At 65.4% G+C, this 24,687-nt stretch carries 22 protein-coding genes; 9 read left to right on the forward strand and 13 right to left on the reverse strand.

Annotated features, from left to right (window positions below; all coding sequences use genetic code 11):
* Positions 1–52: 52 nt before the first annotated feature.
* Genes AB9K35_RS06995 through cobU form a run of 3 tightly spaced genes read right to left on the reverse strand, consistent with a single transcriptional unit; the run spans position 53 to position 1,891 of the window.
* Positions 53–736 (reverse strand): glutathione S-transferase, encoded by a 684-nt coding sequence (locus AB9K35_RS06995; RefSeq protein WP_369925042.1) that lies wholly within the window; start codon positions 734–736, stop codon positions 53–55.
* A gap of 58 nt (positions 737–794) precedes the next feature.
* Complete coding sequence (locus AB9K35_RS07000) at positions 795–1,376, reverse strand: histidine phosphatase family protein (protein WP_369925043.1); 582 nt, start codon at positions 1,374–1,376, stop codon at positions 795–797.
* Positions 1,373–1,891: a bifunctional adenosylcobinamide kinase/adenosylcobinamide-phosphate guanylyltransferase gene (gene cobU / locus AB9K35_RS07005; protein ID WP_369925044.1), complete on the reverse strand. Its 519-nt coding sequence runs from the start codon at positions 1,889–1,891 to the stop codon at positions 1,373–1,375. The genes AB9K35_RS07000 and cobU overlap by 4 nt, the downstream gene beginning before the upstream one ends.
* 277 nt (positions 1,892–2,168) lie before the next feature.
* On the opposite strand from cobU, the gene AB9K35_RS07010 reads away from it, so the two are divergent.
* From AB9K35_RS07010 to AB9K35_RS07035, 6 genes are all read left to right on the forward strand, one after another.
* Positions 2,169–3,047 (forward strand): RNA polymerase factor sigma-32, encoded by an 879-nt coding sequence (locus AB9K35_RS07010; protein ID WP_222456422.1) that lies wholly within the window; start codon positions 2,169–2,171, stop codon positions 3,045–3,047.
* A 233-nt stretch (positions 3,048–3,280) separates the two neighbouring features.
* Positions 3,281–4,477 (forward strand): bifunctional phosphopantothenoylcysteine decarboxylase/phosphopantothenate--cysteine ligase CoaBC, encoded by a 1,197-nt coding sequence (gene coaBC, locus AB9K35_RS07015; RefSeq protein WP_369925045.1) that lies wholly within the window; start codon positions 3,281–3,283, stop codon positions 4,475–4,477.
* Between the two features lie 37 nt (positions 4,478–4,514).
* Positions 4,515–4,970: a dUTP diphosphatase gene (gene dut / locus AB9K35_RS07020; protein ID WP_369925046.1), complete on the forward strand. Its 456-nt coding sequence runs from the start codon at positions 4,515–4,517 to the stop codon at positions 4,968–4,970.
* On the forward strand, positions 4,970–6,013 hold the full coding sequence (locus tag AB9K35_RS07025; RefSeq protein WP_369925047.1) for a ThiF family adenylyltransferase: 1,044 nt from the start codon (positions 4,970–4,972) through the stop codon (positions 6,011–6,013). Before dut ends, AB9K35_RS07025 begins: the two co-directional genes overlap by 1 nt.
* Positions 6,014–6,033: 20 nt before the next feature.
* Entirely contained in the window at positions 6,034–6,396 is a 363-nt protein-coding gene (locus AB9K35_RS07030) for a hypothetical protein (RefSeq protein ID WP_369925048.1), read from the forward strand.
* Between the two features lie 57 nt (positions 6,397–6,453).
* Complete coding sequence (locus tag AB9K35_RS07035; RefSeq protein WP_369925049.1) at positions 6,454–8,469, forward strand: M3 family metallopeptidase; 2,016 nt, start codon at positions 6,454–6,456, stop codon at positions 8,467–8,469.
* A gap of 18 nt (positions 8,470–8,487) precedes the next feature.
* On the opposite strand, the gene AB9K35_RS07040 is transcribed toward AB9K35_RS07035, so the two are convergent.
* The 7 genes from AB9K35_RS07040 to AB9K35_RS07070 form a co-directional block, all read right to left on the reverse strand.
* On the reverse strand, positions 8,488–9,420 hold the full coding sequence (locus AB9K35_RS07040) for a 2-hydroxyacid dehydrogenase (RefSeq protein ID WP_369925050.1): 933 nt from the start codon (positions 9,418–9,420) through the stop codon (positions 8,488–8,490).
* 14 nt (positions 9,421–9,434) lie between these two features.
* Positions 9,435–10,586 (reverse strand): rod shape-determining protein RodA, encoded by a 1,152-nt coding sequence (rodA, locus tag AB9K35_RS07045; RefSeq protein WP_369925051.1) that lies wholly within the window; start codon positions 10,584–10,586, stop codon positions 9,435–9,437.
* On the reverse strand, positions 10,583–12,529 hold the full coding sequence (gene mrdA / locus AB9K35_RS07050; RefSeq protein ID WP_222456430.1) for a penicillin-binding protein 2: 1,947 nt from the start codon (positions 12,527–12,529) through the stop codon (positions 10,583–10,585). The genes rodA and mrdA overlap by 4 nt, the downstream gene beginning before the upstream one ends.
* A complete protein-coding gene (locus AB9K35_RS07055; protein WP_222456431.1) occupies positions 12,526–13,065 on the reverse strand; it encodes a hypothetical protein in 540 nt (179 codons plus the stop codon). Before AB9K35_RS07055 ends, mrdA begins: the two co-directional genes overlap by 4 nt.
* Positions 13,058–13,999 carry a rod shape-determining protein MreC gene (mreC, locus tag AB9K35_RS07060; protein ID WP_369925052.1) on the reverse strand — a complete coding sequence of 314 codons (942 nt, stop codon included), beginning with the start codon at positions 13,997–13,999 and terminating at the stop codon, positions 13,058–13,060. The genes AB9K35_RS07055 and mreC overlap by 8 nt, the downstream gene beginning before the upstream one ends.
* A 59-nt stretch (positions 14,000–14,058) precedes the next feature.
* Complete coding sequence (locus tag AB9K35_RS07065; protein WP_027257685.1) at positions 14,059–15,105, reverse strand: rod shape-determining protein; 1,047 nt, start codon at positions 15,103–15,105, stop codon at positions 14,059–14,061.
* A gap of 242 nt (positions 15,106–15,347) precedes the next feature.
* Positions 15,348–16,136, reverse strand: a complete 789-nt coding sequence (locus AB9K35_RS07070) for a hypothetical protein (RefSeq protein ID WP_369925053.1) — start codon at positions 16,134–16,136, stop codon at positions 15,348–15,350.
* 120 nt (positions 16,137–16,256) lie between these two features.
* On the opposite strand from AB9K35_RS07070, the gene AB9K35_RS07075 reads away from it, so the two are divergent.
* On the forward strand, positions 16,257–17,051 hold the full coding sequence (locus tag AB9K35_RS07075; protein ID WP_369925054.1) for a 23S rRNA (adenine(2030)-N(6))-methyltransferase RlmJ: 795 nt from the start codon (positions 16,257–16,259) through the stop codon (positions 17,049–17,051).
* A 125-nt stretch (positions 17,052–17,176) separates the two neighbouring features.
* Here the strand turns inward: AB9K35_RS07075 and AB9K35_RS07080 are convergent, their stop codons facing one another.
* Positions 17,177–18,763 (reverse strand): 2-isopropylmalate synthase, encoded by a 1,587-nt coding sequence (locus AB9K35_RS07080; protein ID WP_222456435.1) that lies wholly within the window; start codon positions 18,761–18,763, stop codon positions 17,177–17,179.
* A gap of 235 nt (positions 18,764–18,998) precedes the next feature.
* Positions 18,999–20,387, reverse strand: a complete 1,389-nt coding sequence (locus tag AB9K35_RS07085) for a PLP-dependent aminotransferase family protein (RefSeq protein ID WP_369925055.1) — start codon at positions 20,385–20,387, stop codon at positions 18,999–19,001.
* 105 nt (positions 20,388–20,492) lie between these two features.
* On the opposite strand from AB9K35_RS07085, the gene AB9K35_RS07090 reads away from it, so the two are divergent.
* The gene (locus tag AB9K35_RS07090; RefSeq protein WP_369925056.1) at positions 20,493–21,173 is read left to right on the forward strand and encodes a pyridoxamine 5'-phosphate oxidase family protein; all 681 of its coding nucleotides are present in this window, start codon (positions 20,493–20,495) and stop codon (positions 21,171–21,173) included.
* Positions 21,174–21,276: 103 nt separating this feature from the next.
* Here the strand turns inward: AB9K35_RS07090 and AB9K35_RS07095 are convergent, their stop codons facing one another.
* Complete coding sequence (locus AB9K35_RS07095; RefSeq protein WP_369925057.1) at positions 21,277–22,677, reverse strand: MORN repeat-containing protein; 1,401 nt, start codon at positions 22,675–22,677, stop codon at positions 21,277–21,279.
* A gap of 183 nt (positions 22,678–22,860) precedes the next feature.
* Here AB9K35_RS07095 and AB9K35_RS07100 point away from each other — a divergent pair, with 183 nt between their 5' ends.
* Positions 22,861–24,519 (forward strand): NAD+ synthase, encoded by a 1,659-nt coding sequence (locus tag AB9K35_RS07100; RefSeq protein WP_369925058.1) that lies wholly within the window; start codon positions 22,861–22,863, stop codon positions 24,517–24,519.
* The last annotated feature ends 168 nt before the right edge of the window (positions 24,520–24,687 follow it).

A 24,687-nucleotide genomic window follows, 5' to 3' on the forward strand; every position in this document is an offset into this window, starting at 1 on the left:
CGCGCTTGGAATTCACGCAAAATTGGCGCTGGTCGCCCCGCCCCGGCACCCGTTAGTCCAGCGACCAGGCACGCTTTGGCAAATCCACCGGGTAGGGCTCCGGGTCGTAGGTGACCTCCTGCGCCTGCTGTTGCCAGCTCTGAACCGATGGGTCGGAGAGCAGCAGCTTGCAATAGGCACGGGTCTCGGCGCTGACGGGCAAATCATAGCCGATGATGCGGGCTGCGACCGGCGTGTAGAACGTATCAGCCAGAGAGTAGGCCCCGAACAGGTGACCCGTCGCGGCGCCGGACACAAGGCGGGCGTGGGCGAACAGCGTTTCGATTCGCGCGAGGTCGGTCCTGACCGCCTCGGAAGGGGTAAAGCCCTCGTAAATGCCGCCCAGCTGCATCGGGCAGTCGCTGCGCAAGGCGGAAAAACCGCAGGCCATTTCGGTCACCAGCCAGCGCGCAGTGGCGCGATGTGCCGGATCGGTCGGCCACAGCCCGGCCTCGGGGTGGCGTTCGGCCAGGGTTTCCGCGATAGCCAGGCTTTCACCGACCACGGTGCCGTCCGGCAGTCGCAACACCGGCACCAGCCGCGCCGGGGCGAGATGCGCCAAATCCGCCGCCATGCGCCCGGAGTACAGCCCGACCATGTGGACGGTGTGGGGCAGATTGAATTTCTCGAGCATGAGCCAGCCGCGCAATGACCAGCTGGAGTACATGCGGTCGCCAATATAGAGTTCATATGTCATAAGGCGAGGGTAGCCGCGGAAAATACATTCTCAAATGGAATGTTTGTGATGGAAATGATCACGGAATGTGATTGATCGTGTCGGCGATCCAGCCGTCCGGGCCGACAGACACCTGACTGACGGAAAGGTTGTCGATCTTGTGCCCAAAGGCCTCCAGCGCGGTGAGGCGTGCAGCGCGCTGGATCTGGCTGAGAATCTGTCCGAAATGACCCACCACGATCAGGTCGCTGCCCTCATGCGCGGCCACCAGCCGGTCGATCGCCGCATTCACGCGGGCACAGAGCTGGTTCCAGCTTTCGCCCCCCGGCGGCGTGCTGTCCCCCGGCGTATCCCAATAGGCGCGGATTCGGTCCGGGTCTTCGGCGTCGACCTCGGCCCAGCTGCGCAGCTCCCAGGCGCCAAAGTGGATTTCGCGCAGCCCCGGCAGATTTGGCAACCGCTGTCGGTTGCCTTGAATGGCATCCGCGGTGGCCACCGCCCGCGACAGGTCCGAAGACACCACCAACGCGTCGGCGGGCAGATGCGCCGACAGGCGGGCCAGCGCGGCCGAATCGGAAAGATCCGCGGGCAGGTCTGACCAACCGACCATACATTTGGCGTGAGTCGGCCCGTGCCGAACCAGGAACAGGCGGGTGGTCACAGACTGCCTTTCAGCACCAGAGGCAGCCCGGCGGTGACTTGCACCACCCGGTCTGCGCGCGCGGCCAGAGCGATGTTCAGCCGCCCCTGAGCCTCCCGGAACCTCCGGGCCAGCGCGTTTTCGGGCACGATGCCCAGTCCGGTCTCGTTGGACACGATCACCAGATCCGCCGCGCAGGCGTCGATGGCGGACATCAGTTCCGACTCGGCGGCGGCAAGGTCGTGTTCGGCCAGCAAATGGTTGGTCAGCCACATGGTGGCGCAGTCCATCAGGCAGATTTGCCCGCATGTCAGCCCCGGCAAGACTCGCCCGGCTGTTTCCGGCTCCTCTACAGTGGTCCAGCCAGCCCCTCTTTGTGCGAGATGGCGGGACACTTTTTCGCGCATTTCGGCGTCAAAAATTTGTGCAGTTGCCCAGTAAACTCTGTCTTTTGTGCTGTTTACGCACAGGCCTTCGGCAAATGCCGACTTTCCTGAGGCCGCGCCCCCAAGAATTAAAGTTACATTTGCAGGCATTTTTTGCTAACCTGTATGTACGAAGCCGTTCCTGTGGGTAACTGCAGGGCCCGGTAAAGACAAGAGACCGCAGCGCCCGGGGTTCCAATGTTTCCAAACCGGGGAGGCTGCGCAGGGGCCAAATTACTTTTTTACGTTTCCCGTTTGGCCTGTGGATGTGGCGAAAGTTGCACCCGATGCGCTGTTGCTGTTGGCCCAAGGGCGATCCGGGCCCCCAATTGTTCCAAGTTAAGTCCCCAGACGGCAGTTTGTTAATTAGTTTCCGGGGGGAAATCTTATGGCACTAGATCACACACATGAAAACCCATTGCCGAAACAGGCCATGCGGGCAGAGCTGCTGGATGCAGAGACCGAGCTGCGACTGGCCTATGCCTGGCGGGATGAACGGGACGTGCAATCGCTGCACCGCCTGATCAACGCCTATATGCGGTTGGCAATCTCCATGGCGGCAAAATTCAAACGCTATGGGGCGCCGATGAACGACCTGATCCAGGAAGCCGGGCTGGGTTTGATGAAGGCGGCCGACAAGTTCGACCCGGATCGCGGTGTGCGGTTCTCGACCTATGCGGTGTGGTGGATCAAGGCATCGATTCAGGATTACGTGATGCGCAACTGGTCCATGGTGCGTACCGGCTCGACCTCTTCGCAAAAGTCGCTGTTCTTCAACATGCGCCGGGTTCAGGCGCAGCTGGAGCGCGAGGCCCGGGCGCAGGGGGCGCGGTTGGATCAGCACCAGCTGCACCAGAAGATTGCCACCGAGATTGGCGTGCCGCTGCGCGATGTGCAGATGATGGATGGGCGTCTTTCGGGGGCCGATTTCTCCCTCAACGCGGTACAGTCGACGGAGGATGAGGGGCGCGAATGGATCGACGCGCTTGAGGATGACACCACCCAGGCAGAAGAGCTGGTTCAGCAACGTCACGACCGCCGCCAGCTGCGCAAATGGCTGGTCGGTGCCTTGCAGGCCTTGAACGACCGCGAGCGGTTCATCATCACCGAGCGCAAACTGCGCGAACGCCCCCGCACGCTGGAAAGCCTGGGCACGGAACTGGGCCTGTCCAAGGAACGCGTGCGCCAGCTTGAGGCCGGGGCGTTCCAGAAGATGCGCAAATGCCTTGAAAACAAGTCGCGCGAGGTTCACAGGCTCCTGTCCTGACCAGCCCGACGGGTCATAGTGTCTGGTGAAGCGCCGCCATTTCGGTGGCGCTTTGCCGTTGGATCCGGGCGCAGGTGATACACGCGCGCTGACGGCTGACTTGGCCTCCTTCGTTGCGGGCGAACGTCGGCAATTCGGTCCGCCCGCGTCACGCGGCCCGCTTGCGGGAAAAGCGTTTCACACTTCTGGCGCTGCACAGTACAGTCGCCCTGAAGGTGGCAGAGGACCCGCAAATGCTGGCTGGCAAACATATTCTTCTGATTATCGGTGGCGGAATCGCGGCTTACAAATCGCTGGAGCTGATCCGGCGCCTGCAGGATCAGGGCGCGCGCGTAACCCCCGTCCTGACGAAAGCGGGCGCCGAGTTCGTCACGCCGCTGTCGGTTTCGGCCCTGGCAGGGACACCGGTGCATCAGGAATTGTTCGATCTGACCTCCGAAGCCGAGATGGGCCATATCCAGCTGTCACGCAGCGCCGACCTGCTGGTGGTGGCCCCCGCGACGGCGGATCTGATGGCCAAGATGGCGCAAGGCCTCGCCAATGATCTGGCCTCGACGCTGCTGCTGGCCACCGACACGCCGGTGCTGCTGGCGCCCGCCATGAACGTGCGCATGTGGGAACACCCCGCCACCCAGCGCAACATCGCCCAGCTGAAGGCGGACGGCGCGGGCTTTGTCGGTCCCAATGACGGCAGCATGGCCTGCGGTGAATTCGGGCCCGGCCGCATGGCCGAACCGGACGAGATCGTGGCCGCCATCACAGCCAAACTGTCCGACGGGCCGCTGCGGGGCAAACGAATCGTGGTGACCTCCGGCCCCACGCATGAGCCGATCGACCCGGTGCGTTATATCGCCAACCGCTCCTCCGGGGCGCAGGGCACGGCACTGGCGCGGGCCTTGCGCGACCGCGGTGCCGAGGTGGTGTTCATCACCGGCCCCGCCGAGGTGCCACCGCCCGAGGGGGTGCAGGTGGTGCCGGTCCAGAGCGCGCGTGACATGGCCGCCGCGGTAGAGGCCGCCTTGCCCGCCGATGCCGGCGTCTTTGCCGCCGCGGTGGCGGATTGGCGGGTGGCGAGCGCCTCGGACCGCAAGCTGAAGAAATCCAAGGACGGTCTGCCGGTGCTGGAATTCGCCGAAAATCCCGACATCCTGAAGGGCGTCGCCCAGATGACATCGGGACGCCCGGCGCTGGTGGTCGGCTTTGCGGCCGAGACCAACGACGTGGTCGACAACGCCACCGCCAAGCGCAAGCGCAAGGGTTGCGACTGGATCGTCGCCAATGACGTCTCGCCCGCGACCGGCATCATGGGGGGCAGCGAAAACGCGGTGACGCTGATCTCGGAAGATGGCGCAGAAAGCTGGCCGCGCATAGGCAAGGACGAGGTCGCCGCCCGTCTCGCCGACCGGATCGCCGCGGCGCTGGCCGGGTGAGATTGAGTATTTTCAGAAAGATGAAGGGGCAGCGGGGATGGTGACGATCCGTGTGATCCATGACGAGGGCGCGGACCGGGATGTGCCGCTGCCCTCTTATGAAACGGCGGGGGCGGCGGGGGCCGACATCCGCGCCAACCTGCCGGATCGCGGCCGCCTGCAGCTGGCGCCGGGCGAGCGGGCGCTGGTGCCGACCGGGCTGCGCATCGAAATCCCCGCTGGCTACGAGGTGCAGATCCGTCCACGCTCCGGCCTGGCGCTGAAGCATGGCATCACCCTGCCCAACACCCCCGGCACCATCGACAGCGATTACCGCGGCCCGCTGGGGGTCATCGTGATGAACGCAGGCCAGGAGCTGTTCGAGATCGCCCACGGTGACCGCATCGCCCAGATGGTGGTGGCGCCGGTGCTTCAGGCCCGCTTCGAGCTGGCCGATGCCCTCAGCAGTTCCGCGCGGGGCGCGGGCGGCTTTGGCTCCACCGGGAGAGGCTGATGCTGCGGATCCTGTTCCTTGCGGCGCTGATCTGGTGGGGCGGGCGGTTTCTGGGCCTGCCGCGCAACCTGCGCATTGCGGTTCTGGCGGTGCTGTTTGCCGCGGTGCTGGCGGTGCAGCTGACGCTGCCTGCCGGGCATCCCCTGCGCGAGGGCACCGGCGGCTCTGCCGGGGCCTGGCTGCTGCTGGGCGGTGTTGCGCTTGTGGCTGGCTTCTATGCCCGCATCGTTGCTGCCCTGAAATCGCGCGCCCAGCCGCAGGCTACAGCCGCACCGCCGCCCGCGGGCCGTTTTTCCGACAGCGAGCTGGACCGCTATGCCCGCCATATCGTGCTGCGCGAGGTCGGCGGCGCGGGCCAGAAGAAGCTGAAACAGTCGCGGGTTCTGGTGATCGGTGCCGGCGGTCTGGGCGCGCCCGTGCTGCAGTATCTGGCTGCGGCCGGGGTGGGCACCATCGGGGTGATCGACGATGACGTGGTCGACAACGCCAACCTGCAGCGCCAAGTTATCCACCGGGACGAGGACATCGGCAAGCCCAAGGTGTTCTCGGCCGCCGCCGCGATGCGCGCGCAGAACCCTTATGTGGAGGTGCGGCCCTACAACCGCCGCCTGACCGATGACATCGCGGCGGATCTGTTCGCGGACTACGACCTGATCCTCGACGGCACTGACAATTTTGACACCCGCTACCTGGCCAACCGCCACGCCGTGGCGCTGGGCAAGCCGCTGATCTCCGGCGCGCTGTCGCAGTGGGAGGGGCAGATCAGCCTGTTCCATTCGGCCAAGGGCGGCCCCTGCTATCAGTGCATCTTTCCCGAAGCCCCGGCCGCGGGGCTGGCGCCCAGCTGTGCCGAGGCAGGGGTGATCGGCCCCTTGCCGGGGGTCATCGGCGCGATGATGGCACAGGAGGCGGTCAAGCAGATCACCGGTGCGGGTCAGGTGCTGCGCGGCGAGATGCTGATCTATGACGGGCTTTATGGCGAAACCCGCAAGATCCGCCTGTCCCCGCGCGCCGATTGCCCGGTTTGCGGCTCCGGCCACTAGGAAACCGGAAGCTCCCTGATTTGAACGAGGCCTTCTTCATCTCTGTGCTGTGCGGCGCGCTGTTCGGCGGCAGCGCGGAAACCGTGCATGAGTTTTCCTACCCCGGCGGTGCCGCGTCGATCCGCACCGATTGCGAGAACTCCCGGCGGGTGGTGGAGTTCGGTCTCGACAAGCGCAGCAGCCTCGACAGCATCCAGCAGGCGCTGTTTGCCGCCGAGATCACCGGCAAGGAGGCGGTGGTGGTGCTGATCGATACCGACGGCCGCTTTGGCCGCTATGAATGGCGCATCGCGCGCGCGGCCAATATCGCAAGCGTGCCGATCCGCATCATCCCGGCGGCGCTGGTTGCGGATAGCGACAGCGTGCCGGGGGCGGGCGGCTAGGGCCGATTGCAGCCGTCCGGCTTTGCCGCTAGCGTCGCGGACAAAGGAGATCCGTCCATGTCCAACTCGCTTTTGTCCAACTGGGACACACCGTTTGAAATCGCCCCCTTCGCCGAAATCTCGGACGAGGATTTTGCCCCTGCGCTGGAACAGGCACTGGCCGATCACGCGGCGCAGATCGAGCAGATCGCGACCAATCCCGAGCCGCCCAGCTTTGCCAATGTGATCGAAGCGCTTGAAACTCCGTGCCGCGCGCTGGAGCAGGTTCTGGGCGTCTTTTTCACCGTGGCTGGCGCGGACAGCAATCCGCGGCGGGAGGAGCTGCAGCGGGAGTTCTCGCCGAAACTGGCGGCGCATTTTTCGGCCATCACCGCGAACAAGGCGCTGTATGCGCGGGTCAAGGCGGTCTGGGATCAGCGCGACGCGCTGGATCTGACACCCGAGCAGCAGCGCGTGCTGATGCTGACCCATCGCGGCTTTGTGCGTGGCGGCGCGGCGCTGGAGGGGGCTGCCGATCTGCGGATGCAGGAAATCAAGGCACGGCTTGCGACCCTCGGTACCCAGTTCACCCAGAACCTGCTGGCAGATGAGCGCAGCTGGTTCCTGGAACTCTCAGAGGACGATCTGGAGGGGCTGCCTGCCTTTGTGGTCGACGCGGCCCGCGCAGCCGGTGCGGAGAAGGGCTGCGATGGCCCGGTGGTCACCCTGTCGCGTTCGCTGATTACGCCGTTCCTGCAGTTCTCGCCCCGCCGCGAGCTGCGCGAGAAGGCTTTCAGGGCCTGGGCCGCCCGCGGCGCCAATGGCGGCGACACCGACAACCTGGCGATCGCTGCCGAGATCCTGGCGCTGCGCCAGGAACGCGCGCGGCTGTTGGGCTATGACAGCTTTGCCGCCTACAAGCTGGAAACCGAGATGGCGGGCACGCCCGAGGCGGTTCGCAAGCTGCTGATGGACGTCTGGGGGCCCGCCAAGGCGCAGGCAGATGCCGATGCCGAGGTGCTGACGCAGATGATGCGGGCCGATGGCATCAACGGCGATCTGCAGCCCTGGGACTGGCGCTATTACGCCGCCAAGCGCCGCCAGGCCGAGCATGACCTGGATGAGGCCGCGCTGAAGCCCTATCTGCAGCTGGACCGGATGATCGAGGCGGCCTTTGCCTGCGCCAACCGACTGTTCGGGCTGGAGTTCGCACCGCTGGATGTGCCGTTGTACCACCCGGATTGCCGCGCCTGGGAGGTGACTCGCAACGGTGCGCATGTGGCGGTCTTCATCGGCGATTATTTCGCCCGCGGCTCCAAACGCTCCGGTGCCTGGTGTTCGGCGATGCGCCAGCAGGCCAGGTTCCCGGAAAAACAGACGCCTGTGGTCATCAACGTCTGCAACTTTGCCAAGGGCGATCCGGCGCTGCTGTCCTGGGATGACGCCCGCACCCTGTTCCACGAATTCGGTCACGCGCTGCACCAGATGCTGTCGGACGTGACCTACGAGAGCATCTCGGGCACCTCGGTTGCGCGCGACTTTGTCGAGCTGCCGAGCCAGCTCTACGAACACTGGCTGGAAGTGCCCGAAGTGCTGCAGGAATTCGCTACCCATGCCGAAACCGGCGCGCCGATGCCGCAGGAGATGCTGGACAAGGTGCTGGGGGCCGCGAATTTCGACATGGGCTTCCAGACGGTGGAATATGTCGCCTCGGCGCTGGTGGATCTTGCCTTCCACGACGGTGCTGCCCCGGCAGACCCGATGGTGAAACAGGCCGAGGTTCTGGCCGAGATCGGCATGCCGGATGCCATCACCATGCGTCACGCCACGCCGCATTTCGCGCATGTTTTCGCCGGCGACGGCTACTCCTCGGGCTATTACAGCTACATGTGGTCCGAGGTGATGGACGCGGACGCCTTCGCAGCGTTCGAGGAGGCAGGCGGCGCCTTTGACCCCGAACGCGCCAAGGCGCTGGAGGAGCATATCCTGTCCACCGGTGGCTCGGCTGATCCGGCAGAGCTCTACACTGCGTTCCGCGGCCGCCTGCCGGGGGTCGAGGCGCTGCTGAAAGGGCGCGGGCTGGCCGCAGAATAGGCTCCGCCGCGCCTGCCCCTAGTAGCCGAGGCTGCGGTCGACCAGATGCAGCATCGGCTCACCTGCCTCGCAGCGGCGGATGTTTTCCGCAATCACCTCGGCGGCGGTGCTTTCGCGGGTCTCTGAGGCGATATGCGGCGTCACCGTCACGTTTGGATGCGCCCAGTAGGGGTGCTCCGGCGGCAGCGGCTCCACCCGGAAGACATCCAGCGTGGCGTGGCCGACCTGGCCGCTGTCCAGTGCTGCCAGCAGCGCGTCGTCATCGATCAGCGGCCCGCGCCCCGGATTGATGATGCGGGCGCCGCGGGGCAGCATCGCCAGTGTTTCGGCATTCAGGATGTTGGTCGTGGCGGGCGTGTCCGGCAGCAGAAGCACCACGATTTCCGCCTGCTCCAGCGCCCGGCGCAGCCCATCTTCGCCTGCGTGGCAGGTGACGCCGTTCAGCTGTTTCTGCGTGCGGCTCCAGCCGGTTACCGCAAAGCCCAATGCCGTCAGTGTCTCGGCGGCGGCGCGGCCCAGGGCGCCAAGGCCCAGAATGGTGACCTTGCGGTCGCGCGCCAGCGGCGGCACCTTCGGCTCCCACCTTCCGGTCTGGCCCTGGATATGCGCGTCCATCCCCAGGTGATAGCGCAGCGTGTGCCCGGCCACCCATTCGCGCATGCCCAGCTCCAGCCCGGCATCCACCATCCGGGTCAGCGGTGCGGTCAGGGTGGTGTTGGGCACGATCTTCTCGACCCCGGCCCAGAGGCTCAGCACCGCTTTCAGCCGGGTGAAGGGGGTGAAATCGCTGACGGGGCCGGTCGGCGCATAGATGATGTAGTCCACCTCCTGCGGGGCAAAGTCGCAGCCGAGGTTCACAGTCAGCCCAAGCGCATCGAAGGCGCGTTTCAACTCGGGTTCGTAGGCGGGCCAGCTGGCCGCACGGCCGGCAAAGAGGACGTTGACTGTCATGGGAACTCCGAAATTCAGCGTGTTGAATGGCGCGGCCGGTGGATGTGGGCGCTTTGCACGATGCCGAAGGCCCCCAGCAGCACCAGCATCGCCGAGCCGCCATAGGACACCATCGGCAGCGGCACGCCCACCACGGGCGCCAGCCCCATCACCATCGACATGTTGACCGCGAAGAACAAAAAGAAGTTGAGGCCGATGCCCATGATGACCAGCGACGAAAACCGGTCCTTGGTGGCAATGGCCGAGGCGATGCAGAACAGGATGATCAGCATGTAGATGAACAGCAGGGTCACGCCACCGATAAAGCCGAACTCCTCCGCCAGGGTGGTGAAGATGAAGTCGGTGTGCTTTTCCGGCAGGAAGTTCAGCCGCGACTGGGTGCCCTGCATGAAGCCGCGCCCGGACCAGCCGCCGGACCCCAGCGCGATCTTCGACTGGGTGATGTGATAACCGGCGCCCAGGGGATCCTGCGAGGGATCGAGGAAGGTGTCGATGCGGCGGAATTGATAGTCCTTCAGCAGCTGCCAGTCGGTGCCGCGGCTTTGGAAGACCGCGCTGACCAGCCCCACGCCCGAGGCAATGACGGCCACGAAATAGGCCCAGTGCACGCCTGCCAGAAACATCACCCCGCCGCCTGCCGCCATCAGCAGGATCGAGGTGCCGAGGTCCGGCTGTTTCAGCACCAGCGCCACCGGCAGCAGGATCAGCGCCACGGGCAGCATAACCCACAGGGGGCGCGAGGTTTTCTCCGGCGGTAGCCAGTCGTAATAGGCGGCCAGCAGCATCACCAGCGAAATCTTTGTGACCTCGGATGGCTGCAGCCGCATGAACCCCAGATCAATCCAGCGCTGCGCCCCCATGCCGACGGAGCCGAACAGCTCCACCGCCACCAGAAGGGCGAGAGCGCCGAGATAGGCCAACACCGACACGTTACGCCAGAACCAGATCGGGACCATGGCCACCACGAACAGCAACACAAGGCCCAGGGCAAAACGTTTGACCTGCGGTTCGACCCACGGCGTGAAGGAACCGCCAGCAACAGAATAGAGCATCAGGAAACCGACGCAGGCCACCGTCACCAGCAGCAGCAGCAGACCCCAGTTCAGGTAGAGGATCTTGCGAAACCCGGAGGGCATCGATTTGGCGTGGTATTCCAGATAGCTCATGCCTTGCTGCTCCGGCTGCCCAGGGGGCGTTTGACGCGTTCGCGCTCCAATCGTTCCTGCTGTGCCTTGATGCGGCTGCGATCGGCCTTCGGGTAGGCTTCCAGCGGCGGGGTACCATCGTAGAGCGCCTGCAGCAGCACGTCGCGGGCGATCGGCGCCGCCGCCTTGGAGCCACCGCCGCCGTGTTCCACCACCACCGCAACCGCGTATTTGGGGTTGTCGTAGGGCGCGTAGCAGACATAGAGCGCGTGGTCGCGACGCTCCCAGGGCAGGTCCTCGTTGCGGATCACCCCGGCGGCGCGTTCGGCGGCGGTGATGTTGCGCACCTGGCTGGTGCCACTCTTGCCGGCCATGCGGATACCGTCGCCGATGATGCGCGAGCGGTAGCCGGTGCCGCGGCGGTCGTTGCTGACCGAGTACATGCCCTTGCGCACGGTGCGCAGGTTGTTTTCCGCGACATCCAGCGGTTCGCCCGCGCCGCTGGGCTGCTCGACCCCGTCGATGGATTTCAACAGCCGCGGCGTGACACTGCGCCCGGTGGCGATACGCGCCGTCATCACCGCCAGTTGCAGGGGCGATGCCAGCATGAAGCCCTGACCGATCGACGCGTTCGCGGTATCCCCGATCAGCCAGTCCTTGCCATATGAGCGCAGCTTCCATTCCTTGGTCGGGGTGATCCCCTGCGCGACCGCGGACATCGGCAGGTCATGTTTGACGCCGAGGCCGAACTTGTTGGCCATCGCCGAGATCTTGTCGATGCCGGTCTTGATCGCGATGTCGTAGTAGTAGACGTCGCAGGACCGTTTCAGCGAGTTGTTCAGGTCCACATGCCCGTGGCCGGCCCGCTTCCAACAGTGGAAACGACGTCCCGCGACGGTCAGATGGCCGGGGCACCAGACGGTTTCCTCCGGTCCCACCACACCTTCTTCAAGCGCTGCAAGCGCGGTGATCATCTTGAAGGTGGAGCCGGGCGGATAGGTGCCCTGCACCGTCTTGTTGGACAGGGGGCGGTAATTGTCCTCGGTCAGCATGCGGTAATCGGCGACCGAAATGCCGCGCACGAAGAGGTTGGGATCAAAGCTGGGAGAGGAGCAAATGGCACGAATGTCGCCCTCCTCGCAGTCGATCACCACCGCGGCGGCACTCTCGCGCCCCAGTCGAGCCTGCACGTAATTCTGCAAGGCGGCATCGACGGTCAGCTGCATGTCGGCCCCCGAGATGCCCTCGCGGCGGTCCAGCTCACGCATGACGCGGCCGGTTGCATTGACCTCGACCCGTTTCGCACCGGCCTTGCCGCGCAGCATGTCTTCGCGCTTGGCCTCGAAGCCGACCTTGCCGATCTGGAAGCGGGGGATCATCAGCACCGGCTCGGGGTCGTCCATCTTGCTCAGGTCGTAATCCGAGACCGGTCCGACATAGCCCACCACATGGGCAAAATCCTCTTGCTGGGGATAGACCCGGGTCAAGCCGACCTCGGGGGTCACGCCTGGCAGCGCCGGGGCATTGACCGCGACCTTGGAAATGTCCTCCCAGCCGATCCGATCCGCAAGGGTGATCGGAAGAAACGGAGGCGAGCGGCGCATCTCGGCGCGGGCGCGCTCCAGATCCTCGGGATCCAGCGGCAGCAGGTTCGACAGTTTGGCGATGACCGCCTCGACGTCGCCCGCATCCTCCGGCACCAGGGTAATCCGGTAGGAGGGGGAGTTCTGGGCAATGATCTGCCCGTTGCGGTCAAAGATCTCTCCGCGGGCCGGGGGCAGCAGGCGGATGTTGATGCGGTTTTCTTCGGCCAGCAGGCGGAATTCATCGGCCTGATCGACCTGCAGAAACCGCATCCGGGCCGCCAGCCCGCCGGCAAAGGCCAGTTGAAGCCCGCCCAGGAACAGGGCCCGGCGGGTCATCTTGCCATGTGTGGCATCAAGATCCTTGGAGGAGCGTTTCATCGGCGGTGTACCAGGGTTTCGGCTTCGGCCGGAGACAATTTGCGTACGCCCAGAATAGTCTGGCTGAGCCAGACGACCAGAGGGTAGGCGAGAATGGTCATCACGACCTGGATCACGGTCAACCCCAGGGGCGCCTGCTCGACCGCGAACAGCGCCAGCGTCAGCCGGTTGAGGGCGGCAATCACCGTCAGCACCGCGGCGATGGCCAGCCAGTCGCTGACAAAGGTGCTTTCGCGGTGGGGGGCGGCACGGGCCTTCAGGACGCCGCATCCCAACACCGCCAGCAGCGCCATCAAGCCGGGCGGGCGCAACAGCAGCAGGTCTTCCAGCAGGATGACAAGGGCAATCGATATTGGCGGTACGAATTCCGGACGCCGCATCGACCAGGTCAGCGCGATCAGCAGCAACAGGTCCGGCGGCGCCCAGAAACGCGGCTCGGTATCCAGCGGCAGCAGGTGGAAGAACATGATCAGCACGGCCAGCGCCGGGAAGGCCGCGCGCATGGTCCAGATCCGGGCGGTCGAGGTGCTAGCCATTCTCCGCCCCGGCTGAAGCACTCGCGTCGTCCCCACCCAGGTCCTGCGGACGGGGTTGCGGCATCGGATCGCCGGGTTTTGCGCCGACCAATGCGCCCGGCGTGTCGATGACCTCGGTGCCGTGATGGCGCAGCACCCGCAGGAACTCCAGTCGGCTGTAGTCGGCCGACAGCCGCACCCGCATGCGCCCGGAACGGTCCTTGGCGACCTGGCCGATCAGCAACCCGGCCGGGAAAACCGATCCATCGCCCGAGGAGATGACCCGGTCACCAGGGCGCACCAGATCGGGGTTTTCCAGGAAGCTCAGCAAGGGGGCTGCGCTGTTGTCGCCAGTCACCAGGGCGGTCTGGCCCGAAGGCTGGATGGTGGCGGGAACCGCGCTGGCGGCATCCGTCAGCAGGATCACCCGCGCGGTGTTGCGACCGGTGCCGGAGATCCGCCCGACAAGCCCGATCCCGTCCATCGCGGCCCAACCATCGTGCACGCCGTCACGGCTGCCGACGTTCAGCAAAACCGACTGCCGAAAGGGGGAGCCGCTGTCCGCCATCACCACGCCGGTGATATAGGTTAGCTGCGGGTCCAGCCGCACGTTGTTGAGGTCCAGCAGCCGGGCGTTTTCCTGCTCCAGCTGCAAGGCGGCTTCCTTCCAGGCGCGCATCTGGCGCAGCTCGCTGCGCAATTCGCGGTTCTGTTCGGCCAGCCGCTGGTAACTCTGGAAGTCGCGCAGCAGGTTGATCGTGGCCGTCACCGGCACCATGGCCCAGTCCATGCTGGGCACGACCCGGTCGACCACCTGGGCGCGGAAGCGTTCCACCCGTGGACTGTCGATGCGCCAGACGATGAAAATGGCCGCCAGGCACAGGCACAGCACCACGGTCAGCAGGCGCCGCAGCGGGGTGGCGTAATCATCGCGCTGTGACTTGTCCTTTGCCACGTGTCTCCTTCCTGCCTGCAGGCCGATGCCCTGTCAGGTGCGGCCCGATGGCAGAGGTATCAGCTGTCGTAGTCGATCGCGTGGGCCAGCTGCTTTTCGTATTCCAGCGCCTTGCCGGTACCAAGCGCCACGCAGTTGAGGCTTTCGTCGGCGATCGAGACCGCAAGGCCGGTCTGCTCGCGCAGGGCCAGATCCAGATCGCCCAGCAGTGCGCCGCCGCCGGTCAGCATCACGCCACGGTCGACGATGTCGGCAGCCAGATCCGGCGGGGTGGTCTCCAGCGCGGTCATCACCGCCTCGCAGATCTGCTGCACCGGCTCGGCCAGCGCCTCGGCCACTTGCGCCTGCGAGATCTCGATCTCCTTTGGCACACCGTTCAAGAGGTCACGGCCACGGATCTGCATCGACTGGCCGCGGCCGTCGTCGGGCATGCGGGCGGTGCCGATCGAGGTCTTGATGCGCTCGGCGGTCGCTTCACCGACCAGAAGGTTCTGCTGGCGGCGCAGGTAGGAGATGATCGCCTCGTCCATGCGGTCTCCGCCGACGCGGACCGAGCGGGCATAGACGATGTCGCCCAGCGACAGGACAGCCACCTCGGTGGTGCCGCCGCCGATGTCGACGACCATGTTGCCGGTCGGATCGGTGATCGGCATGCCCGCCCCGATGGCGGCCGCAATCGGCTCGGCAATCAGGCCGGCGCGGCGGGCACCCGCGGACAGCACCGACTGGCGGATCGCGCGTTTTTCAACCGGGGTGGCGCCATGCGGCACGCAGACGATGATCTTGGGCTTGGAGAAGGTCGAGCGCTTGTGCACCTTGCGGATGAAGTGCTTGATCATCTCCTCGGCGGTGTCAAAATCGGCAATCACGCCTTCGCGCATTGGCCGGATCGCCTCGATCGAGCCGGGGGTGCGGCCCAGCATCAGCTTGGCGTCTTCACCCACGGCCAGCACCTTCTTGACGCCGTCCTTGACGTGGTAGGCGACAACCGACGGCTCGGACAGGATCACGCCTCGGCCCTTCACGTAGACCAGCGTGTTGGCAGTGCCGAGGTCGATGGCCATGTCCGAAGAGAACAGACCGCCCAAGTTTCCGAAAAGCGCCATGTAGAAGGGATCCTGTGAGTGCTGCCAAATATTCCTTGGGCGACTCCGGGCGGAGCCGCCTGTTCCCACCTTATAAGCGGCACGGGTTGAGCGCGAAAGGGCGTATTATGGTGAAACAGCGCCTTTCCGCCAAGACCGGCCGCCAAAGGCTGTTTCAGCAGGCAAAGGGCGCAGCAGAGCCGCCGCGTCGCGGTGCTGACCGGCAGCGGGGTGCGGCGACGGGACGGCCGACAGGCCCCTGATCAGCCGGGGAAAATTCGCGCCATCTCGGACTTGAAGTGGGCATAGGTCAGGCTGGCGCTGTTGCCGGCATACCCTTCGTAGTAGGATTTGCCACTTGCCACCGGCAACCCGGCCCAGATCTTGGCAAGGTTCAGCATGAAGGTCTTGCGGGGCATCTCGGATGCGAGGAAGGCGCTGTAGCCCGCTTCCTCGATCAGCTGATGCGCCAGCTGGTCCTGCAATTCGGGCGAGAAGCGGGCCTGCGGTTTCACCCCCTGGTGGCGGACCAGCCGCCGCAGGGTTGCCGGAATGAACTGATAGCGACCGATGGCATGGGGCTGGCCGGGGGTGGCATCGATCCAGGCGTTGATTTCGGCAATCGTCATCTGGGTCGGCTTTTTGGGCGGCTTGCGTCTGGCACCGTATTGCACCGCGTCATACTGCGCTTTGCCGGCCTCGGCGCTGGCGATCAGGTCCAGCAGACGCTTGATGCTGGGCGGTGCCCGCAGGATCGGCGCGAACAGCCCGCCGCCGCTGCGGCCGCGGAACAGGCTGGAGGCCCCCGGGTTCAGGGACACTGCGCCGCGGCCGGTGTCCGCCCCGGGCAGCGTGTCCGGCAGCAGGCTGGCCACGGCCTGCGGCGCAGGCGCGGCGGCAGGTGCCGAGCCCGGCATCGGCGCCGAGGCCTTTTGCAGGAAGAACTGGTTGTTGATCAGCGAATAGCCCTGCGCGCTGACAACGGTCGGGCCGCACGTCAGCGCAGCCAGAAAGGTCAAAGCCAGGGCAAGGGCACTCGTTCTGAGGGGCATGGGAACCTGCGTTCTGCGGCATCACTACAGCGGGCAGTCTGCCGCAGCGGGGTTGAGATTCCGTTTACCCGCCGTACGCCGCCCCTTCCGCCGTCGCGCAATTGTCGCTACAGGAAACAGATGCTCTCGTATCAGCACATATACCACGCCGGAAACCTGGCCGATGTCCAGAAGCACGCGCTGCTGGCCTGGATGCTTGCGTATCTCACCCGCAAGGACAAACCGCTGAGCTATATCGAGACCCACGCGGGTCGCGGGCTGTACCAGCTCGACGCGCCCGAAGCGGTCAAGACCGGCGAGGCCGAGCAGGGGATCACCCGCATTCTGGCAGGGCAGGCGCTGGCTGCGGATCATCCACTGCATCACGCCATTTCCGAGACCCGCAAGCAGCACGGGGAGGCGGCCTATCCCGGCTCGCCGTTGATCGCGGCCTCGCTGCTGCGCCCCGCTGACAGTCTGCATTTTGCCGAGCTTCATCCGCAGGAAAACGCCGCGCTGCGGGCGGCGCTGGCGCCCTGGCGGGCCAATGTGCACCAGCAGGACGGGTTCGAACTGGCCCAGTCTCTGGCGCCACCAACACCCCGGCGGGGGCTGTTGCTGATCGATCCCAGCTACGAGATCAAGGCCGACTATGCCCGCATCCCGGGCATCATCGCCAAGCTGCACCGCAAGTGGAATGTCGGCATCATCGCCCTGTGGTACCCGATCCTGAAGGATGGCAGCCACAAGACGATGCTGAACGCGCTGGAGGCCCAGGAACTGCCCGGCGCCCTGCGCCACGAGGTGTCGTTTCCGCCGGTGCGCGAAGGCCACCGGATGGTCGGCAGCGGCATGTTCGTGGTCAATGCGCCCTTCGGCGCCGAGGAAGAGGCCGCACGGATATCGGCCCTGTTCATTGCCGCCGCCGGTCGCTGACGCGCCGCCTCTCCGCGGCAAAGGCACGCTGCCCTGTCAGGGGACATGAAAAAGGGCACCGCAGCGGGTGCCCTTTGTTGTGTTCGGATGTTGTGTGCGGAGCGGTGATTGGCTCAGCGCGGGGCTTATGCCAGATCCTTGTAGGAAATCTCGCGCGCGTCAGCGCCTTCGCCCACCCGGCCACGGCGCACGATCACGCGGTTGAGCGCGTTCACATAGGCCTTGGCAGAGGCAACCACCGTATCGGTGTTGGCGCTTTCCCCGGTGGCGATGACGCCGTCTTCCTCCAGCCGCACGGACACGGTGGCCTGGGCATCGGTGCCCTCGGTGACCGCGTGCACCTGGTAAAGCTGCAGGCGCGCCGAGTTCGGATAGATCTTGCGGATCGCCTTGAAGGTGGCGTCCACCGGCCCGTCGCCCTCGGCGGTTTCGGTCACGTCGTTGCCGTCGATCTCCATCTCGACGGTGGCTTCGGCCGGGCCGCCGGTGCCGCAGACGACCTTCATCGACACCAGCTGCAGGTAGTCGTTCTCGGCGTCGCTGCCCGTGCGCATCAGCGCGATCAGGTCGTCGTCAAAGACTTCCTTCTTGCGGTCGGCCAGCTCCTTGAAGCGGACAAAGACGTCCTTCAGCTGGTTGTCGCCCACCTCGTAGCCGAGGTGCTGCAGCTTGTCGCGCAAAGCGGCGCGGCCGGAATGCTTGCCCAGCGGCAGCGAGGTGCCGGACAGGCCCACATCCTCGGGGCGCATGATCTCGAAGTTCTCGCGGTTCTTCAGCATGCCGTCCTGGTGGATGCCGCTTTCATGGGCAAAGGCGTTCTTGCCGACGATCGCCTTGTTCGGCTGCACCACGAAGCCCGACACGGTCGAGACCCGGCGCGAGATATGCATGATCTTGGTGGTGTCGATATTGGTGTGCCAGGGCATGATGTCGTTGCGCGTCTTCAGCGCCATCACCACCTCTTCCAGCGCGGTGTTGCCCGCCCGTTCGCCAAGGCCGTTGATGGTGCATTCGATCTGCCGCGCACCACCCGCGACAGCGGCCAGCGCGTTGGCGGTCGCCATGCCGAGGTCATTGTGGCAGTGGGTGGCAAAGATCACCTCATCCGCGCCCGGCACGGTCTCGATCAGGCGCTTGATCAGGTCAGCGGATTCCATCGGCGCGGTGTAGCCGACGGTGTCGGGGATGTTGATGGTCGTGGCACCTGCCTTGATGGCGATCTCGATAACCCGGCAGAGGTAGTCCCACTCGGTCCGGGTCGCGTCCATCGGCGACCACTGCACGTTGTCCACCAGGTTGCGCGCGTGGGTCACGGTCTCGTGGATCTTGTCGGCCATCTCGTCCATGGTCAGGTTCGGGATGGCGCGGTGCAGCGGCGAGGTGCCGATGAAGGTGTGGATACGCGGCTGCGCGGCCTTGCGCACGGCTTCGGCGCAGCGGTCGATGTCCTTGAAATTGGCCCGTGCCAACCCGCAGATCATCGCGTTTTTCGAGCGTTCGGCAATCTCGCTTACGGCGGCAAAGTCGCCTTCTGAAGCGATCGGGAAACCGGCCTCGATGATGTCGACCCCCATGTCATCCAGAAGCTCGGCGATCTCCAGCTTCTCGTGGTGGGTCATGGTGGCACCGGGGCTTTGCTCACCGTCGCGCAGGGTGGTGTCGAAAATCAATACGCGGGATTTGTCGCCGGAAATCGCGGAGGGATGGGTCATGTTGGTATCTCTTGTCTCTGTCCTAGGCCCGGTTGCGGGCGGAATAGCCTTGTTTGGCGCGCATGCGGCAATCCTCTGAGCGGGCGCGCCGGAAGGGCACGCTCAGAGGCGGGCTAGGATCAGTAGGGCGCGCAGCGACGCACCGCGGAAGGCGGCATCGGCGTGGGGGATATCTGCGCAAAAGTTCATGGGAAGGATTTATACAGAGGCAATTCTAAATGAAAAGCCCATCGGTTCAGAAAATCGCGCCCTCCGCCCGCCCGCTTGCTTCGATGATTTTTTGCAGCCGGGCAATCTGCTGGGGGAGGTCCTCCGCCGTGCCCTGGCAGAAGCCGATCAGCAGCCCGTTCGTCCGGCGCTCCGGGTCATGCGGTGACAGCGGGCGCAGGGCAAAGCCCTCGCTGGCGGCGGTTTTGCAGATGTCCTTATCCGCAGGGCCTGCGGCCAGGTGAAAGGCGATCTGCATCCCCGCGTTGTGCCGCTCGAACCGACCCAGCGCGGCGGGCCAGCGGGCCAGCGCATCCGCCGCCGCCGCGTAGCGTTCGGCATACAACCGGCGGGCGCGGCGGATGTGGCGGTCGTATTGGCCAGAGGCCATGAATTCCGCCAGCGGCCGCTGCGCGGTGATGGCGGCCCCGGCGCTGGGGTGCTGGAACAGGGCGCGGAAAGGCTCCACCAGCGCGGGGGGCAGAATCGCATAGCCCAGCCGCAGCGCATGCGAGAACGTCTTGGAAAACGTGCCGACGTAGATGCAGCGTCCGTCGCCATCCAGCGCCGCCATGGCCGGAACCGGCAGGCCGGCGTAACGGAATTCGCTGTCGAAATCATCCTCGATGATCCAGCCATTGCGCTCCCTGGCTGCCTGCAGGAAGGCCTGCCGCTGTGGCACTGGCAGGGTGCCGCCCAGGGGGAACTGGTGGGACGGCGTCAGCAGGGTGACCTTGGCCATCTGCCGCGGCACCTCGGCACCGCGCGCACCGGCGCGCAGCCAGCGCACCGGCCAGCCACGGGCGCTGGCAAAACGCTGGGTCGGAATGAAGCCGGGGGCCTCCAGAGCGATGTCCTCGCCCTGCACCAGGAAATCCATTGCCAGTTCCAGCGCCTCGCGCGCGCCGCTGGTCACCAGAACCTGCTCGCCGCTGCAGGTTATGCCGCGCCAGCGCCCCACGTAGGCAGCGATCTCATGGCGCAGCCGGGGGTCGCCAAGCGGGTCTTCCTGGTGGCTGAGGCTGTGGGGATCGATGCGTGCCACACGTGAAACACACCGGGCCCAGGAACGCGCCGGGAAGACTGCCGGATCGGGGGCGCCGGGCAGCAGCGCGTCGGGTTTCGGTGGCGGCGGCGGTGCGGTGGCCGTGGGCGGCACCTGTGGCGTCCGGATCGGCGCCACGTCGCAGACAAACAGTCCCGCGCCGCGCCGCGCCTCGGCATAGCCTTCGGCGACCAGCTGATCATAAGCGGTGACAACGGTGGCGCGGGATACGCCCAGGTCCTGGGCAAGCGCCCGGCTGGACGGCAAACGGCTGCCGATCGCCAGCGCACCGCTGCTGATCTGCTGGCGCAGGGCGGTGACAATCTGGCGATAGCGCGGCTCCTTGCCGGGGGTGACGATCAGCTTGCCCAAATTGGTATGCTCATTATTTCGGAAAGTGGACATTTATTATGGACCAGTTTGCGCATAGCCATCAGCCGGAGACAAGACGCAACATCCAGAACAAGAGGTCAGCCAATGAGCCAGCCCAAGACCAGCCGCCCCGATGACGCCGCCGAACTGAAGACCAACCGCAGCCGCCTGCGCCGCGCGCATGAGCGCGGGCTCTATGACCGCGAAACCGTCTACCGCGTGCTGGACGCAATGCCGCTGGGCCATATCGGCTACCAGATCGACGGCGCGCCCTCGGTGCTGCCGACGCTGCAATGGCGCGAAGGGGATCATGTCTACTGGCACGGCTCGGCCGCCAGCCGGGCGCTGCGCGCGATGGACGGGGCCGAGGTCTGCCTCACCGTGACCTGCATGGACGGCTACGTTCTGGCGCGCTCGGCCTTTCACCATTCGGTCAACTTCCGCTCGGCAATGTTGTTCGGCACGGCGGAACGGGTCACGGATGCGGATGCCAAGGCCGCCAGCCTGCAGGCGATGGTCGAGCATATCTTCCCCGGACGGTGGGAGACCCTGCGCCCGATGACCGAGCAGGAAGTGAAGGCAACGGCGCTGATGCGGATGCCGATCACGGAAGGCGCGGCCAAGATCCGCACCGGCCCGCCAAAGGATGACGAGGAAGACTACGCCCTGCCGATCTGGGCCGGCGTGGTGCCGATGGCGATGGAACTGCAGGTGCCGGTCCCCGATCCGGCCAACCTCGAAGCTGTGGCGATGCCCGATCACCTCAGCCGTATCCGCATCGGCTGAGCCGTCGTGGCGTCAGCAGGGTCGAGATCACAGGTAAACGCAGGAGCGCGTGCAGAAGGCGCGCTCTTGCCCGCGTTGTGCGATCCCGTCGACCGTAAATGTCTTATTCGGTGTCGTTGACCAGGGCACCGTTTTCCCAGGTGCCTTCCGCCTGCTCGCCGCTGGCGTATTTCATCGTGCCGGGGCCCTGGCGCTTGCCGTTGACGAACTCGCCCTCGTAGACGTCACCATTGGCATATGTTGCCACGCCCTTGCCGAAGATCTTGCCGTCCTGCCAGCTGCCTTCATAGGTAAATCCGTCGGGCATCACGATCTTGCCCTGGCCGTGGCGCTGGCTGTTGGCGAACTCCCCAGTGTAGACCGATCCGTCCGCGTAGGTCACCTTGGCCTGGCCGTGGCGCTGGCCATCCTGCCAGCCCCCCTCGTAGCGGTAGCCATCGGCGTAGGTCATCACCCCGTGGCCGTGGTTCTTGGCGTTCTTGAACCCGCCCGTATAGGTGATGCCGCTGGGGTAGGTGGCGGTGCCTTCTCCCTCGATCACGCCCGCGACCCAGTCCCCTTCGTAGGTGGAGCCATCGGGGTAGGTGATCTTGCCCTTGCCTTCGGGAAGGTCGTCGCGGAAGGCGCCCTCGTATACCGAGCCATCGGGGTAGGTCATCTTGCCGATGCCCTCGATCTGGCCATGCGCCCATTCGCCGGTATAACTGTAGCCGTCCTTTTCAGTGATGGTGCCGGTGCCGTGGCGCTGGTCGTCCTCGAAGGAGCCGACGTACACGTCGCCGTTGGCATAGGTCATCTTGCCGTGTCCGTGGCGCCGGGTCTCTTTCAGCTCACCCTCGTACACATCGCCGTTGGGGTGAACCTGCCGCCCGGTGCCATTCATCTGGCTGTTGGTCCATTCGCCCTCGTAGATCAGCCCGTCCGGGGTCTCCAGCCGACCCTGGCCCTGCAACTGGCCGTCAACCACCTCGCCTTCGTAGACGGTCCCATCAGCATAGACGATCCTGGCGTTGCCTTCCTGTCGCCCCTCGACCCAATCGCCGTCGTAGCTGTAGCCATCGGGGGAGGTCATCACACCGCGCCCGTCGCGTTTGCCGTGGGCGAAGCTGCCCTCGTAGCGCACGCCGCTGGCATAGACAGACAGGCCGTCACCGTGGATCTGCCCCTCCTGCCAGCCGCCCTCGTAGGTGCTGCCGTCAGCGCGGGTCAGCTTGCCCTGCCCGTGGGGTTTGCCCTGTGCGAACTCACCTTCATAGACGGACCCGTCTGGAAAGCGTGCAACGCCCTGGCCGCGGACCTCGCCATCGACCCATTCGCCGGTGTATTCATAGCCGTTGGGCAGCTTGTAGGTGCCGGTGCCATGCTGCAATCCGTTGCGGAAGGTGCCCTCGTAGACGCCCCCGATCTCATCCTGAGTGGTGATGACCTCGCCCTCCTGGGCCAATGCCGGTGTAGCCAGCGCCAGGATGGTGGAAAACGCGAGTGCGGTGCCGAAACGGGTCATTCAAAACCTCTGCCTGCCCAGGGAAAACGGTGCTGCTGCCATTTTGGGTTGCTCGCCCGGAAACTAAGCTACCGCAACCCGGGCCGCAATGTCTTTTCCCCGGCGGCGGCCCGGGGCTCTTTTCCTTGGGCGGTAATCTGGATAGATGGCTGGGGTAAGGAACTTGCAGAAGGCCCAAGCAGCATGGCAGACCGTTTCCGCGTGACACTGGCGCAGCTGAATCCCACCGTCGGCGACCTGGCAGGCAATGCCGCCAAGGCCCGCGGAGCCTGGGAAGAGGGGCGCAAGGCGGGCGCCGACCTGGTGGCGCTGCCCGAGATGTTCATCACGGGGTACAACGCCCAGGACCTGGTGATGAAACCGGCCTTCCACACTGCCGCCATCGCCGCGGTGGAACAGCTGGCGGCGGACTGCGCCGACGGTCCCGCGTTGGCGATCGGCAGCCCATGGGTCGAAGGCACGGAGCTGTTCAACGCCTATCTGATCCTGAAGGACGGCAAGATCGCCGCGCGCAACCTCAAGCACCATCTGCCGAACGAGACCGTCTTTGACGAGGTGCGGATCTTTGATGCCGGACCGTTGGGCGGCCCTTACTCGGTGAATGACACCCGCATCGGGTCTCCCATCTGCGAGGATGGCTGGCACGAGGACGTGGCGGAAACCATGGCGGAATCCGGTGCCGAGTTCCTGCTGATCCCCAACGGCTCACCCTATTACCGCGGCAAGCTGGAGGTGCGCTTCAATCACATGGTGGCGCGCGCGGTGGAGACGCAACTGCCGGTGATCTACCTCAACATGGTGGGCGGCCAGGATGACCAGGTGTTCGACGGCGGCTCCTTCGTGTTGAACCCGGGCGGCGCGCTGGCGCTGCAGATGCCGGTCTTCGACGAGGCCTACGCGCATCTGGATCTGGAGCGTACCGACGACGGCTGGCGCGCCATCGAAGGCGAAAAGGCGCATCTGCCGGATGCCTGGGAGCAGGACTATCGCGTGATGGTCGAATCCCTGCGCGACTACCTCGGCAAAAGCGGCTTCAGGAAAGTGCTGCTGGGCCTGTCCGGTGGGGTCGACTCGGCCATCGTGGCGGCGATTGCCGTCGATGCGATCGGCGCGGAGAATGTTCGCTGCGTGATGCTGCCTTCGGAATACACCAGCCAGGAATCCCTCGATGATGCCGAGGCCGTCGCCAAGGCGCTGGGCGTGCATTACGATTATGTGCCGATTTCCGAGGCCCGCGCCGCGGTCACCAACACCCTTGCGCCGCTGTTTGCCGGTCGCGACGCCGACGTGACCGAGGAAAACATCCAGTCCCGCCTGCGCGGCCTGCTGCTGATGGCGATGTCCAACAAGTTCGGCGAGATGCTGCTGACCACCGGCAACAAGTCCGAGGTCGCGGTCGGCTATGCCACCATCTACGGCGACATGAATGGCGGCTACAACCCGATCAAGGATCTCTACAAGACCCGCGTGTTCGAGACCTGCCGCTGGCGCAACGCCAACCACCGCCCCTGGATGAAAGGCCCGGCGGGCGAGGTGATCCGCCCCAACGTGATCGACAAGCCGCCCACGGCGGAACTGCGCGAGGACCAGAAGGACAGCGACAGCCTGCCCGACTACCCCGAGTTGGACGCCATCCTCGAGATCCTGGTCGACCGGGATGGTTCAATCGCTGATTGTGTCGCGGCAGGGTTTGATCGCGACGTCGCCAAGCGGATCGAGCATCTGCTTTACATCAGCGAATACAAACGCTTCCAGTCCGCACCGGGCGCGCGGCTGACGCCGCGGGCGTTCTGGCTGGACCGGCGCTATCCGATTGTGAACCGCTGGCGCGACCCCTCCTGACGCGGGTGTTAACCCTTTGGAGGGGCACCATTTTTGACCCGCGCCGGTCTGTTCCTGCGCGGGGGCGTTTCCGATAACGGCCTGATATGCGGCGGAAAAATCACAATGCGCCGGTTGACGTCTGGCTGCGTCATCCGGGCGCTGGACGCGTGTCTTCCCAGCGGGCAT

The sequence above is a fragment of the Leisingera sp. XS_AS12 genome (assembly GCF_041224635.1).
Taxonomy (GTDB): Bacteria; Pseudomonadota; Alphaproteobacteria; order Rhodobacterales; family Rhodobacteraceae; genus Leisingera.

Coding starts and splice junctions, on each gene's coding strand:
- AB9K35_RS06995 (WP_369925042.1), bottom strand. CDS start 736: ATGACATATGAACTCTATATTGGCGACCGCATGTACTCCAGCTGGTCA.
- cobU (WP_369925044.1), bottom strand. CDS start 1,891: ATGCCTGCAAATGTAACTTTAATTCTTGGGGGCGCGGCCTCAGGAAAG.
- AB9K35_RS07010 (WP_222456422.1), top strand. CDS start 2,169: ATGGCACTAGATCACACACATGAAAACCCATTGCCGAAACAGGCCATG.
- coaBC (WP_369925045.1), top strand. CDS start 3,281: ATGCTGGCTGGCAAACATATTCTTCTGATTATCGGTGGCGGAATCGCG.
- dut (WP_369925046.1), top strand. CDS start 4,515: ATGGTGACGATCCGTGTGATCCATGACGAGGGCGCGGACCGGGATGTG.
- AB9K35_RS07025 (WP_369925047.1), top strand. CDS start 4,970: ATGCTGCGGATCCTGTTCCTTGCGGCGCTGATCTGGTGGGGCGGGCGG.
- AB9K35_RS07035 (WP_369925049.1), top strand. CDS start 6,454: ATGTCCAACTCGCTTTTGTCCAACTGGGACACACCGTTTGAAATCGCC.
- AB9K35_RS07040 (WP_369925050.1), bottom strand. CDS start 9,420: ATGACAGTCAACGTCCTCTTTGCCGGCCGTGCGGCCAGCTGGCCCGCC.
- rodA (WP_369925051.1), bottom strand. CDS start 10,586: ATGAGCTATCTGGAATACCACGCCAAATCGATGCCCTCCGGGTTTCGC.
- mrdA (WP_222456430.1), bottom strand. CDS start 12,529: ATGAAACGCTCCTCCAAGGATCTTGATGCCACACATGGCAAGATGACC.
- AB9K35_RS07055 (WP_222456431.1), bottom strand. CDS start 13,065: ATGGCTAGCACCTCGACCGCCCGGATCTGGACCATGCGCGCGGCCTTC.
- AB9K35_RS07065 (WP_027257685.1), bottom strand. CDS start 15,105: ATGGCGCTTTTCGGAAACTTGGGCGGTCTGTTCTCTTCGGACATGGCC.
- AB9K35_RS07070 (WP_369925053.1), bottom strand. CDS start 16,136: ATGCCCCTCAGAACGAGTGCCCTTGCCCTGGCTTTGACCTTTCTGGCT.
- AB9K35_RS07075 (WP_369925054.1), top strand. CDS start 16,257: ATGCTCTCGTATCAGCACATATACCACGCCGGAAACCTGGCCGATGTC.
- AB9K35_RS07080 (WP_222456435.1), bottom strand. CDS start 18,763: ATGACCCATCCCTCCGCGATTTCCGGCGACAAATCCCGCGTATTGATT.
- AB9K35_RS07090 (WP_369925056.1), top strand. CDS start 20,493: ATGAGCCAGCCCAAGACCAGCCGCCCCGATGACGCCGCCGAACTGAAG.
- AB9K35_RS07095 (WP_369925057.1), bottom strand. CDS start 22,677: ATGACCCGTTTCGGCACCGCACTCGCGTTTTCCACCATCCTGGCGCTG.
- AB9K35_RS07100 (WP_369925058.1), top strand. CDS start 22,861: ATGGCAGACCGTTTCCGCGTGACACTGGCGCAGCTGAATCCCACCGTC.